The organism is Microbacterium neungamense, from assembly GCF_024971095.1.
GTDB classification, from domain to species: domain Bacteria; phylum Actinomycetota; class Actinomycetes; order Actinomycetales; family Microbacteriaceae; genus Microbacterium; species Microbacterium neungamense.
Genome location: NZ_CP069717.1, coordinates 1,393,128 through 1,405,763, shown reverse-complemented (window position 1 = coordinate 1,405,763; position 12,636 = coordinate 1,393,128). Strand labels below are relative to the sequence as shown.

The 12,636-nt window shown below is 66.5% G+C and carries 13 protein-coding genes; 12 read left to right on the top strand and 1 reads right to left on the bottom strand.

Annotation, left to right across the window (positions count from 1 at the left end):
* Nucleotides 1–248: 248 nt before the first annotated feature.
* From JSY13_RS06735 to JSY13_RS06690, 10 genes are all read left to right on the top strand, one after another.
* The gene (locus JSY13_RS06735; protein WP_259605976.1) at nt 249–866 is read left to right on the top strand and encodes a Mu transposase C-terminal domain-containing protein; all 618 of its coding nucleotides are present in this window, start codon (nt 249–251) and stop codon (nt 864–866) included.
* Nucleotides 853–1,845, top strand: coding sequence for an ATP-binding protein (locus tag JSY13_RS06730; protein ID WP_259605975.1), 993 nt, complete (start codon nt 853–855; stop codon nt 1,843–1,845). The genes JSY13_RS06735 and JSY13_RS06730 overlap by 14 nt, the downstream gene beginning before the upstream one ends.
* A 2-nt stretch (nt 1,846–1,847) precedes the next feature.
* Nucleotides 1,848–2,114 carry a TniQ family protein gene (locus JSY13_RS06725; RefSeq protein ID WP_259605974.1) on the top strand — a complete coding sequence of 89 codons (267 nt, stop codon included), beginning with the start codon at nt 1,848–1,850 and terminating at the stop codon, nt 2,112–2,114.
* A 191-nt stretch (nt 2,115–2,305) separates the two neighbouring features.
* Nucleotides 2,306–3,361 carry an IS110 family RNA-guided transposase gene (locus JSY13_RS06720; RefSeq protein ID WP_432806392.1) on the top strand — a complete coding sequence of 352 codons (1,056 nt, stop codon included), beginning with the start codon at nt 2,306–2,308 and terminating at the stop codon, nt 3,359–3,361.
* Between the two features lie 125 nt (nt 3,362–3,486).
* Complete coding sequence (locus JSY13_RS06715; protein ID WP_259605973.1) at nt 3,487–4,182, top strand: hypothetical protein; 696 nt, start codon at nt 3,487–3,489, stop codon at nt 4,180–4,182.
* Nucleotides 4,183–4,506: 324 nt separating this feature from the next.
* The gene (locus JSY13_RS06710) at nt 4,507–5,154 is read left to right on the top strand and encodes a hypothetical protein (RefSeq protein ID WP_259605972.1); all 648 of its coding nucleotides are present in this window, start codon (nt 4,507–4,509) and stop codon (nt 5,152–5,154) included.
* A complete protein-coding gene (locus JSY13_RS06705; protein WP_259605971.1) occupies nt 5,147–8,455 on the top strand; it encodes a DEAD/DEAH box helicase in 3,309 nt (1,102 codons plus the stop codon). The genes JSY13_RS06710 and JSY13_RS06705 overlap by 8 nt, the downstream gene beginning before the upstream one ends.
* 2 nt (nt 8,456–8,457) lie before the next feature.
* Nucleotides 8,458–9,492, top strand: a complete 1,035-nt coding sequence (locus JSY13_RS06700; protein WP_259605970.1) for an Eco57I restriction-modification methylase domain-containing protein — start codon at nt 8,458–8,460, stop codon at nt 9,490–9,492.
* 59 nt (nt 9,493–9,551) lie between these two features.
* Complete coding sequence (locus JSY13_RS06695; RefSeq protein WP_259605969.1) at nt 9,552–10,388, top strand: hypothetical protein; 837 nt, start codon at nt 9,552–9,554, stop codon at nt 10,386–10,388.
* Nucleotides 10,375–10,608, top strand: a complete 234-nt coding sequence (locus JSY13_RS06690) for a helix-turn-helix transcriptional regulator (RefSeq protein WP_336297673.1) — start codon at nt 10,375–10,377, stop codon at nt 10,606–10,608. The genes JSY13_RS06695 and JSY13_RS06690 overlap by 14 nt, the downstream gene beginning before the upstream one ends.
* 10 nt (nt 10,609–10,618) lie before the next feature.
* Here JSY13_RS06690 and JSY13_RS06685 read toward each other — a convergent pair whose 3' ends face one another.
* Complete coding sequence (locus JSY13_RS06685; protein ID WP_259605967.1) at nt 10,619–10,876, bottom strand: helix-turn-helix domain-containing protein; 258 nt, start codon at nt 10,874–10,876, stop codon at nt 10,619–10,621.
* A gap of 255 nt (nt 10,877–11,131) precedes the next feature.
* On the opposite strand from JSY13_RS06685, the gene JSY13_RS06680 reads away from it, so the two are divergent.
* Nucleotides 11,132–11,398 carry a hypothetical protein gene (locus JSY13_RS06680; protein WP_259605966.1) on the top strand — a complete coding sequence of 89 codons (267 nt, stop codon included), beginning with the start codon at nt 11,132–11,134 and terminating at the stop codon, nt 11,396–11,398.
* Nucleotides 11,395–12,495 (top strand): zeta toxin family protein, encoded by a 1,101-nt coding sequence (locus tag JSY13_RS06675; RefSeq protein WP_259605965.1) that lies wholly within the window; start codon nt 11,395–11,397, stop codon nt 12,493–12,495. The genes JSY13_RS06680 and JSY13_RS06675 overlap by 4 nt, the downstream gene beginning before the upstream one ends.
* The last annotated feature ends 141 nt before the right edge of the window (nt 12,496–12,636 follow it).

Sequence of the window (12,636 nt, the reverse complement as noted above, 5' to 3'; positions counted from 1 at the left end):
CGTCGAGTACCGCGGCAAGGACGTCGAGGCACAGTCGGCGACGCTGCTCACCATCGCGCAGATGCAGGAGCTGCTCGAGGACTGGATCGCCGTCGAGTGGCAGAACCGCAGCCACGACAGCCTCCGCGACCCGCTTCACCCGACGATCACACTCTCGCCCAACGAGATGTGCCGGGCGTTCCGTCAGGTCGCACCCGAGCTGCACGTACCGCTCACACGTGACGACTTCATCGGGCTGCTGCCGGTTGATGCACCGGCGCATCAACCGCTACGGCGTGACGATCAACCACCGGGTCTACGACTCCGCGCGGCTGGCCGAGTTCCGCCGTCGGCACTCGCCGTCCAAGCTTCAGGACGGCCGCTGGCCGGTGCGCGTCGACCCCTACAATCTCTACACCGTCTGGCTCGACCTCGGCGACGAGTACGTCCCGCTGGCATGGACCAACCGTGGGCTCGACGCCCCGATGCTCGGCGACGTGTGGCGTCATGCCCGCGACGCCTACCGCGCCGACGACGGGCAGGTACGTGCCGAGGCCGCCGAGCTGACGACGACGATGAAGCGCTTCGCCGCCGCCGGCAACGCTGTCGTGAGCCCTCGTCAGGCAGCGCGCGTCAAGGCCGTCGCCGCCGACCCGATGAACCCGACCAGCTTGCTCGAGACCACCTGGCCGGAGGTCCTGCCGGCACCCGAGCTGCCGCGCCCAGCGACGACGACCACGGACAACAGCGATGCCGGCACCGATACGGGCAGCGACACCGGCGAAGCATGGCCGCACCGGGGCGGTTTCACGTTCGTGGCCGACGACGACACCGACGACGTGGACATCCACAGCGAGGACTGGAGCGTGCAACATGGAGATCGGTAGCAAGGAAGGCTGGCGCGCGCTCGTCGACGCACGGGTGGAACGTCCCGAACGCCTCTCGCTCGCGCAGTTCTCGGCCCTGATGGCCGAAGAGCGCGCGGCCTACAACGACGCGCGGATCCGGTACTCCCAGGCCGGGGCGTTCATCAACACACCGCAGCTGCGCGAGGTCAAGCGCGCCGTGCACGAGCGCATGCTCATCAACGCCCACCGCACCGTCGGCAAGCTCGGCGTGATCCTCTCGGGCGAGCCGGGTCAGGGCAAGACCACCACCCTCATGCAGATCGGCAAGGAGCACGAGCTGCGCCGCCGTACGACAGGGCACCCGGCGGGTGCGCCGGGGAAGATCCCCGTCGTCTACGTCGCCGTCCCTGCCCAGTGCACGGCCAAGGAGCTCCTGCACGAGTTCACGCGGTTCCTCGCGCTGCCGAGCCCCAAGGGTGCGACCTACGGGCGGCTGGTCGAGATGGTCGCCCACGCCCTGCGGGAGTGCGGCACGGAGCTCGTCCTCGTGGACGACGTCCACCACCTCGACCTGCGCTACCGGCAGAACGTCGAGGCATCCGACATGCTCAAGCAGCTCTCCGAGCGTTGCGGCGGCACCTTCGTCTACGCCGGGATCGCTGTCGAGGACACCGGGCTGCTCTCGGGTTCCCGAGAGGGCCAGATCCGCAAGCGCTTCGCTCTCCACCACGCCGAGCCGTACCGGATCGGCCGCAAGGACGAGCGCGCCGACTGGGGCGACCTGCTGCTCGCTCTCGAGGACTCCATGTGCCTGCTCGAGCAGCCGCAGGGCAAGATCCTCGACGTCGCGCGTGAGCTCCACGCCCTTTCCGGCGGCGAGATCGGGCTGCTCAAGGACACCCTGCAGCTGGCTGCCATCCGGGCGATCGAGTCGGAGACCGAGAAGCTCGATCAGCGATCGCTCACGCAGGCGGCAAAGGCGCTCGGTGCAGGGGCACAGCTCGTCGGGAGCAGGTGACCGTGCTCCGTGCGCTGCCGGTGCCGGTCCCTCCCTTCCCTCGCGAGACGCCGGACAGCTACGCCATCCGGCTGTGCCGTCGCAACGGGCTGTCCTGGGCAGAACTGTGGCATCTCGTCGAGCGCGCCGACCCGCGTTCCCGCAGGGTCTCGAACGGCATCTTCTCCCGAGTCCCAGACGTGCTGTGCCGCCTCGGCGGTCTCGAGCCCCGCGATCATCCGCAACTGACAGTGATGATGGTGGTGGGAGCCCCGCAGCGGTTGTCCTGACTCAGCGACTGACTGACTACGGGTCTTGAACGCGATCTGTCGTTCGATCGCTGCGGGGCTGCCATGCACTCACCGTGCGAGGGTTGTGACCTCATAGGAGCCTGTGCCAGCAGGCACCCATCACTGTCTTGTCCGCTCGCTCTCGGATGGTGCGTGCCGTCCGATCGGAGAGTTGAGAGGAAGGGACGGCGATGACCACCATCGCACGAGAAGAGCAGCAGGACCAGGTCATGATCGTGGCGGGTATCGACACGCATGGCGATTCCCACACCGCGGCGGTCATCGACACCACCGGCCGGCTGCTCGGGAGCGCGCAGTTCCCCGCGAATCGTTCCGGTTATGCCGCGTTGCTGAGTTGGGCGTGTGCGTTCGGTGTGCTCGTGATCGCGGGGATCGAGGGCACCGGCGCATACGGTGCCGGTCTTGCCCGTCACCTGCGCGCTGCGGGTGTCGAGCTGCGGGAAGTGGACCGACCGGACCGGAAGTCGCGGCGCTTTGCCGGTAAGTCCGACCCGCTGGACGCGGAAGCTGCCGCCCGGGCAGCGTTGGCAGGCACACGATCGGGGATCCCGAAGGACCGAGCAGGGAAGGTGGAAGCGCTCCGCAATCTGCGGATCGCCAGGCGCAGCGCCGTGACCCAGCGCGCCGACTGTCAACGCCGGATGAAGGCGATCATCGTCACCGCACCCGACGCGCTCCGCGAACGGTTGCGGGGGCTGTCAGACCGGGAGCTGATCGAGGTATGTGCCGCTGCACGTCCCGACACCACACGCGCCGACGAACCCGAGCAGGCATCGAAGATCGCGCTGCGCGCTCTCGCACGCCGCCACCAGTCGCTGACCGCCGAGATCGCCGAACTCGACGCACTCATCGACCCTCTCGTCGCGGACATCAACCCGCGGCTGCTCGCCCTCAACGGGGTCGGCGCCGATGTCGCCGGGCAACTGCTCGTCACCGCTGGCGAGAACCCCGGCCGGCTCCGTTCCGAAGCCGCATTCGCGATGCTCTGCGGCGTCGCGCCCATCCCCGCCTCATCAGGCAAAACCCACCGACACCGCCTCAACCGCGGCGGCGACCGCCACGCGAACGCCGCGCTCTACCGCATCGTGCTCTGCCGGCTCCGCTGGGATCCCAGAACCCGCGCTTACGCCGCCCGACGCACCACCGAGGGCCTCTCGAAGAAGGACATCATCCGCTGCCTCAAACGCCTCATCGCCCGCGAGATCTACACCGCCCTCACCACTTGACATCCATAGGAGCATCGAGACGGTGGACATGCAGCGCGCACTGCGTCGAGCGGCTCGCGCTGTGCGGACGCGGCCATGGCCACGCCGGTGCGACGTTCCTGTGCCGGCGGTGCAGCCACGGCGAGGTGGTCGAGGTGCTCGACGCGCGCAGCCCCGTCTGCGTCCGGCACCGGCGCTGGTGCGCTGACGGTCATGACATCGACGTCGCTGCGTTCCCGGATCTGCTGCACGCCGGGCGGATGCTCGGCGGCACGATGCGCCTCTCCGAGCTCACGATCTCGTCCCCCGAGGCGCGCTTCCTGCGCGGCATGCTCTATGGCTGGCAGGACCGTGGCGACCGCACCGCGCGCACTGAAGTCTCGCTCGCGCGGCAGATGGCCGACCTGCCCGTCCTCGTGAGCGGCATGCTGCTGCTGGCCTCCGAGGACTTCTTGCGACTGGTCGAGTGCGGCCCCGTAGGACTCGCCGCAGGCACCGCTCACGTCCGCGCCTTCTTGCGCCGCGAGCTCGCAGCGCCCGCTCATACACGGCTACGCGAGAAGCTGCACGCCGAGCTCGGTCTCGAGCCGGAGAGCGATGACAACGACATCGACGCGCGGCTCTCCGAAGAGCTCGACGGCAACCTCTGGGACCGCTGGTACGGCGACGTCCCCGGCCTGCAACGCATGCAGATCCTCGAGAAGCTCAGCCGCACCGAGCTTGCCGTCTGTCGTGGCGAAGCGGAACCTGCTGGGCCACGTCGCACACCCGACAGCATGGAGCGATGGTCGGCGGTCGCCCGCCGTTCTCCTGCTGCCTATCCGACCTGGTACCGCTGGTGAAGATCGTGACGGGGGAAGACCCGCCGGGCGGCGACGCAGGAATGTCCGAGGTACCCGATAAACACGTTCTGGGAGGTACATATGCCTGACAGGCAGGCGCGCACGATGTAAGGTTTCTGATACAAGCACACGACTCGCCACCCCTGACGAAGAGGTTCCATGACCCCGACCGCACTCGCGACGGCTCCGCCGGTCACTGCGCCCGCGTTCGAGCCGCGCAGCATCGACGGCACCTTCGTCACGCCCGAGGCACCTGCGAGGGGTGCTCTCCCCTTGCCGGGTGGCGCACCCGTCTCGTTCACCTCCTACCGACGGAAGATCGCTATGAGCAACCCTGACGCTGACCGCCTCTTCGTGAAGTCGCGGCACCGCGTCAAGACCTACGGCGAGGTGTTCACGCCGCGCTCGATGGTCGATCAGATGCTCGACCTGGTCAGCGAGGACCTCGAGAGCGGAGACGGGTTCGTCGACAAGACCTTTCTCGAGCCCGCTGCAGGTGACGGCAACTTCCTCGTCGCGATCCTGCAACGCAAGCTCGCTGCGATCGAGGAGCGGCTAGATCCTTCGACCTGGCCCCGAGAGTCGCTGTTCGCGCTCGCGTCGATCTACGCGATCGAGCTGCTCGAAGACAACCACCAGGACGCGCAGGCTGCGCTGGTGAGCGAGTTCGTGAAGTTCCACGCCTCGCACGGCACGCCGTGCTCGCCGCGAACCGACCTCTACCGCGCGGCGCTGTTCCTCGTCAAGACCAACATCCTGCGAGGCAACACCCTGACGGGCAAGACGCCCGACGGCGACGAGATCGAGTTCTCCTGGTGGACCCGCCAGTCGGACGACCCTTCGCTGGTCAGGAGAGAGCCGTTCACCTTCAACTCGCTGCGCGAGGACGGGGCCTTCGACTTCACCGTGTACGCCTCCTACGAGCCGTGCCCGGTCCACCACGTTCACAAGAAAGCGAACGCAGATGCCTAACCCCACAATCAGCACGTTCCGGGAGATCACCCCGCAGATCTACTCGTGGAGCACGCCCGACCTGCCCAAGTACGCCGGCTGGGAGAAGATCGGCTACACCGAGCAGGCCGGCGGCGCACAAGCACGCATCGCCCAGCAGGCCTCGCAGCTGTCGATCGACAAGAAGATCGAGTGGGTGTTCAAGGCCACATACATGACGCCCGACGGCGGGCGGTTCACCGACCACGACTTCCACGCCTTCCTCAAGCAGCAGGGCATCGAGCGCGAACACGTCTCCGGGCCCGGGGGCCGCACCACGCGGACCGAGTGGCACCGCTTCGAAGGCGCTCCGAAGACCTCGAAGCAGTACTTCTTCGACTTCGCCTCGGGCAGCTTCGAGATCGACCTCTCGGGCATCGAGCAGGACTACGAGCTGCGCCCCGAGCAGAAGGCGGCCGTCTCTCAGGCGCTCGGGGCGTTCCAGGGCGGCAAGGCCGAGGTGCTGTGGAACGCGAAGCCGCGCTTCGGCAAGACCCTCACGACCTACGACCTCATGCGCAAGCTCGACGCGCGCCGCGTGCTGATCGTGACGAACCGACCGGCGATCGCGCACTCGTGGCTCGACGACTTCCTGCGCTTCATCGGGCACCAGACGACCTACCGGTTCGTCTCCGAGTCACCGTCGCTCAACGGCCGCCCGACGATGACGAGGCAGCAGTGGCTCTCCTACTCGCGGGAACAGATCGACCAGGATCCGCGCATCGTCGAGTTCCTCTCGCTGCAGGACCTCAAGGGCTCGACGTACTTCGGCGGGAGCTTCGACAAGCTCAAGCACATCGCGCAGTTCGACTGGGACCTGCTCGTCATCGACGAGGCGCACGAGGGTGTCGACACGACGAAGACCGACGTCGCCTTCGACCAGATCACCCGCAAGTGGACGCTGCACCTGTCCGGCACGCCGTTCAAGGCGCTCGCGTCGGGCCGTTTCGACCAGGACCAGATCTTCAACTGGACCTACGCGGACGAGCAGACCGCGCGTGCGGAGTGGGACGACCCGAGCCAGGATAACCCCTACGAGGCTCTCCCCACGCTGAACCTGTTCACCTATCAGGTCTCCCGGATGATCAGCGACCGTCTGGCCGAGGGCGTGGCGATCGCCGAGGACGACGCGAACATCGACTACGCCTTCGATCTCGGTGAGTTCTTCCGCACGAAGGACAACGGGTACTTCGAGCACGAGGCCGACGTGCAGGCCTTCCTCAACCGGCTGTCCGTGAACGAGAAGTACCCGTTCTCGACCCCGGAGCTGCGCGACGAGATCCGGCACTCGTTCTGGCTGCTCGACCGCGTGGCCTCGGCGAAGGCCCTGCAGCGGATGCTGAAGAAGCACCCGGTGTTCAAGGAGTACACCGTCGTCCTGGCCGCCGGTGACGGGCGCAGCACCGAGGACGACAGCAACCTCGAGGTCTCGAAGGCGTCCCTGACGAAGGTCCGCGAGGCCATCGCCGAGGCCGAGAAGACCGGAGGAAAGACGATCACCCTCTCGGTCGGCCAGCTCACCACGGGCGTGACCGTCCCCGAGTGGACAGCGGTCGTCATGCTCTCCAACGTGACCTCGCCGGCCCTTTACATGCAGGCGGCGTTCCGGGCGCAGAACCCGTGCACCTTCGAGCGCGACGGCAAGGTGCTCCAGAAGAAGAACGCCTACATCTTCGACTTCGCTCCCGAGCGCACCCTCACGATCTTCGACGAGTTCGCGAACAACCTTCACCCGAACCCCTCGGGTGACACCGCCGTGCGCCAGCAGAACATCCGCACCCTGCTGAACTTCTTCCCCGTCATCGGTGAGGACGCCGAGGGGCGGATGGTCGAGCTCGACGCCTCCCAGGTGCTCACCTTCCCGAAGGTGTTCAAGGCCCGCGAGGTCGTGCGCCGCGGGTTCCTGTCGAACCTGCTGTTCGCGAACGTCGCCGGGATCTTCCGCTACTCCGAGCACGTGAAGAAGATCCTCGACAAACTCCCGACCGCTGAGCAGGGCAAGCTCAAGAAGAAGGAGCTCGACCTGCCCGAGCCGCTGCCGAACGTCGATCGGGACGGCAACGCCGAGGTCGACCTCGAGACGGTCATCAACCCCAAGGTCGCCGAGCTCGGCGTACCGGTGTGGAGCGTCGAGGAGATCCCGACGACGGACCCCCAGGCTCCTGCGGCCGAGGTGGCGAGGAAGCTCGCGAAGCTTGCCACAGAGAAGACGCGCGAGACCCGTGACAAGCTCCAGGCCGAGTACGGGCTGACGAAGAAGCAGGTCGAGCGCGACGAGAAGGCCACCGAGGCTGAGGTCGTGCGCAGGTACGAACGTGCGCGCGTCGAGCACGAGATCGCCTCGAAGCACCTCGCCGACGAGCTGGCCGAAGCCGCCACCGAGGCCGACGCTGCTGTGATCGCCGTGAAGAAGGCCGAGCAGGAGAGGGCCTTCCACGAGAACGTCGCCAAGATTCTCATGGAGACGACCGAGTCGATGACCCAGGCCATCGTCGAGCGCGAGGAGAAGAAGAAGGAGCAGAAGCGCGCCGACCAGACCATGGACGACGCGCGCTCGCACCTGCGCGGCTTCGCCCGCACAATCCCGATGTTCCTCATGGCCTACAGCGACCGGAACATCCGTCTGGCGAACTTCGACAACTACCCACCCGACGACGTGTTCGAGGAGATCACCGGCATCAGCGTGGCGGAGTTCCGCGTGCTGCGCGACGGCCAGGAGGTCACCGAGGCGGACGGTACGGTCACGAAGATCCCCGGCCTCTTCGACGAGGCCGTGTTCGACCAGTCGATCCAGGAGTTCCTCGACAAGAAGGAAGCCCTCGCCGACTACTTCGACGACGCGCAGACGGAGAACATCTTCGCCTACATCCCGCAGCAGAAGACCTCGCTCGTCTTCACGCCGCAGCCGGTCGTCAAGCAGATGGTCGACATCCTCGAGACCGAGAACCCCGGCATCTTCACGGATCCCGAGAAGACCTTCGCCGACCTGTTCTCTACCGCCGGTCTGTTCCTCATGGAGCTCGTGCGGCGTCTCGACACCGGCCTGGCCGATCGGATCCCGGATCAGGGCGAGCGGCTCAAGCACATCCTCACCTCGCAGCTGTTCGAGATGAGCCACAACAAGATCCTCCACGAGATCAGTCTCGAGGCGGTCTCCGGCGGGGTGCCCGAGCGCAAGCGCTGGCTCAAGGAGTCCGGCCACTTCAGGGTCGGCAACCTCGCGAAGATGACCAGCGAACAGCGCGCCCAGACGATCGACGACATGCTGACGGAAGGCAACTGATCATGGGTAAGAAGTTCGATGTCGTGATCGGCAACCCTCCCTACCAGGAGGAGGCGCAGGGCGAAGGTACTCGTGACACGCCGGTCTACCACCAGTTCATGGACGCGGCGTACGAGGTCGCCAGCAAGGCCGTGCTCATCACACCGGCCCGCTTCCTCTTCAACGCCGGGTTCACCCCGAAGGCGTGGAACGAGAAGATGCTCGCGGACCGCCACCTGAGCGTTCCGTACTACGTGCCCAACAGCAACGATCTGTTTCCGGGGACCGACATCAAGGGTGGGATCGCAGTTACCTACTGGGACGAAGAGCGTGACGACGAGCCGATCGACACGTTCACCAGCTACCCCGAGCTCAACGAGATCATGCACAAGGTCAACGCTGCTCACGATGCATCGATTGCGCCGTCAGTGTCGAGCGGGCGCGCATATGCCTATACGGAACTCATGCACAACGAGAACCCCCAGGCTTCAGGCCTCATGTCGTCGGACGCTCAGTACCGTGTGAGTACCAACACCTTCGAACAGCTGCCGTTCCTGTACTTCGAAACAATGCCCGACGACGGTCACGAATACGGCCAGGTCCTGGGGCTCGTGAAGAACAAGCGGTTCTCCCGCTGGATCCGTCGGGACTATCTCCGTGGCCCTAAGAGCTTCGACAAGTTCAAGGTGGCGCTCCCGGCCGCCAACGGCTCTGGCGCTCTGGGGGAATCCCTGTCTTCGCCCGATGTGATCGGGCCCGAAGTTGCAGTCACCCAGAGTTTCATCACGATCGGGGCGTTTGATGACGAGGCTGACGCTAAGGCGTGTCTCAAATACGTGAAGACGAAGTTTGCTCGCGCCATGCTCGGCATCCTGAAGATCACACAGCACAACCCGGCGAAGGTCTGGAAGCACGTCCCACTCCAGGACTTCACGGAGGCATCGGATATCGACTGGAGCAAGTCGATCCCCGAGATCGACCAGCAGCTGTACGCGAAGTACGGCCTCGACCAGGCCGAGATCGACTTCATCGAGTCGCACGTGAAGCCGATGTCCTGACGGGTCGGGATTCCGCGTCCGTACCGAAGGTCCGAGCTGGCTGAGAGGCGTCATCTGACATGGCCAAGAAGAAGTTCTCCACCAAGGAGTGGCAGCGCAAGATGTGCGACGACACGCTTCGTGCGCGCACCCTGGAGTGGTTTGTCTTCCGCGCGCGCCGTGTCGAGACCCACTCGTTGCTCACGAACCGCGATCTGCCTGTACCTCGCTGGATGGCGGGCGGACTGTCTCTCCGCCCTGCTGCTGACGGATCCTTCTCTCTACACGCCGATCTCCCGCCCGAAGAGGCGTTCGAGTCTCTCGCCGCGCGCTGCCGTCCGTTCATGATGGAACGTGACGACCTGTACCTCGAGAAGGTGCTTGCTGCACTCGAAGTCGAACTGCAGTCGTCGACCGAGCACCCCGATCCCGAGTACGCGGAAGTGTTCTCGAACGCCAGGTCGCAGTGGAAGCAGCTCGATCCGAAGTCGGGCGCGACGCTCGGGTTCTCGATGCAACGTGGTTCGGTCGACGGCGATCTGGGCGCGATGATTCCCGATACGAAGCTTGCCGATGCGTGGCTCTACTGCGACTTCGGCCACGGCGACACCGATGTGACCGAGCGTGTCGGCGATCATGACCTGGACGACCGATACCTGGCTGCGTCCTACCTCGTCATGAACCTGGCACGCATCGTCGTCGCCCTGTTGCAGATCATGCGCAAGTGGCATGCGCGCGGTCTCGTCGCTGTGCGCAGCGACGCTTTCGACGTCCGCCTTCTCGCGCGACCGAACCGCACGATCGGCACCGGGGGAAAACTCTACACAGCCCCTGTCGGTACCGATCCTGACGCTTTCCTCGCTCAGATCGACGCGGTCGCGACAACAGATCAGAAGGCTGCCGATGCCAAGCCCTGACAGGTCCATGCCGGAGATCGCTCACCGCATCCGCGAAGCTCGCAACGCTCGTCGGTGGTCTCAGAACGACCTTGCGGAAGCAGCTCACGTCTCGCGACCGTCCATCGCTCGGATCGAGGCCGGCGAGGACGTGAGCACAGCGACTCTCTCCAAGGTCGCAGACGCTCTGGGGCTGGCGCTCCGTCTCGCCCCCACAGAGGAACAGGCCGAGCGCGAGTGACCCGCCTCGGTCAGGCCTCCTGCTGCTGCTCGGCCACGGCGAGCTGAACGCCGTCGAGCAACACGCTCGGGTCGATCTCGAGCGCGGCCGCGATGCGCAGCAGCGAGCCGATGTTCATGAGCGAGCGGCCGTTCTCGTAGAAGCTGATATTCGCCGCGCTCACGCCCGAGCGGCGGCTCAGCTCCGCAGCGGTCATGCCCAGCTCGTTGCGCCTCGCGACGATCCGCGAGCCGACCAGGGCGGCGACAGGTGAAGCGACTCGGGCCATGTCATCATGCTCTCACAGCCGGGTGCCCTGTCCAGGAGCACGAGGTCAACGCCTCGGTCATCGCGCTGCCGGCTGTCGATCGGCTCCACCGAACACATCAGCCCACGTTGGACACTGTCATCTTCGATGAGACATACTCGCGCTCGATACATACCGAGCACCCGCATGATCCTGCGGGTCTCGCGTCTCACGAGATGTCAGGATCGCTGAGAAGGGACACCACGTATGCTGGAGAAGTAGACGGAAGGGGATCTCATGACTAAGACGGCAGTCGCCCCCGAGATCGTGGATTTCGACCCGATGGTCTACGACATCATGCGCGAGACCGCGACCGAGCTTGGCGGCGAGTACGTCTGGCTCTCTCGTCACGCGGCGACCGCGACGGAGCGCGAGGCGGCGAAGGCCGCTGACGTCGCCCTGTGGCAGGACGTGAACAGCGTGCGCGGTTCCGACCTGGCGACGATCAAGGCGAAGACCGACGAGTACCGGTCGCGCCTGCGCGAGCTGCGCGCGACTGCGTGAGCTGGAGGGACGATCTCAGCGCGGACGAGCTGCGCGAGATCTTCGATCGCGACATTGCGCCCACGCTGACCGCAGCCGGCGCCGCCGAGCTGCACCCCTCCGTGGTGTTCGTCGGCGCCCAGCCAGGAGCGGGCAAGTCCCGCGCGATCGCGGACGTGCACAGCGAGCGGCCCGGTGCGGTTCCCGTCATCGGTGACGACTTCCGGAGATTCCATCCCGACTATCGGGATCTGATGCGCACCGACCCGCTCGCGATGCCGCACGTCACCGCGCAGGCCTCCGGCGCGTGGGTCGGCATGGCCGCCGACTACCTCCGCGCCGAACGCCGCAGCGTCATCCTGGAGACGACGATGCGACAGCTGCCGGTGGTCGAGTCCACCGCGGCCGCGTTCCGTGCGCAGGGCTATCGAGTCGAGGCGCACGTGCTCGCCGTCCCTGGCGCCGTCTCCGCCCTCGGCACCGTGAGCCGCTACCTCGGGGAGGCCGCCGGCAACGATCAGAACCGGTGGACGCCCTCAGCGGCGCACGAGGCCGCCTACGAGGCCATGCCCGTCACCGTGGAGCAGCTGGTGGCCCGTGGGCTCGTCGACCGGATCACGGTCACCACGCGCACGCAGCGCGTCCTCTACGACCGCACCGTGACGACCGACGTCGCCCAGACCGCGGCCGCCGATGCGCGCCGCGCGATCGAGGCCGGCCGCAGCGCCTCCGCGATGACCAGTCGCGACGGCCGCGCGTGGGTGCGTGAGTTCGTTCTGGCGGCCGCCCGAGTCTCACGCCTCCCCCACGTGGCCGAAGATCTCCACGAGACGATGCGGCGCCTGGCGGCCGCATCCGGCGAGATCATCCGGCACACGCACGAGCCGGCCCAGCGCACCGCAGCTCGGGAAAGCGTGGCGGCCGCCCAGATCCCCGCTGCATCGTCCGGTAGGTCGACGAGCAAGGATCATGCGCGCTGGTGGGGCGTCGACGTCGACCACGGTCCCAAGCGCACGCGCGGCGATCTCGCCGCCCGCAGCGCCAAGGACGCCGAGGCAACGACCATCGCGCACGACGTCGCCAAGAGGCGCGATCGCGGGCGCGGTCTGGACCGCTGACCCCGCCCTGTCCGCACCCTACAAACCCCAGTGCCCTCCCCGCGATCGCGAGGAGGGCACTTTGTGGGTTTCGCTGCGTGAGCTCCGCCGGCATCTTGTCGGAAGGTCACAGCCGAGCAGCTGGTCGTGGCGCTGTGTGAA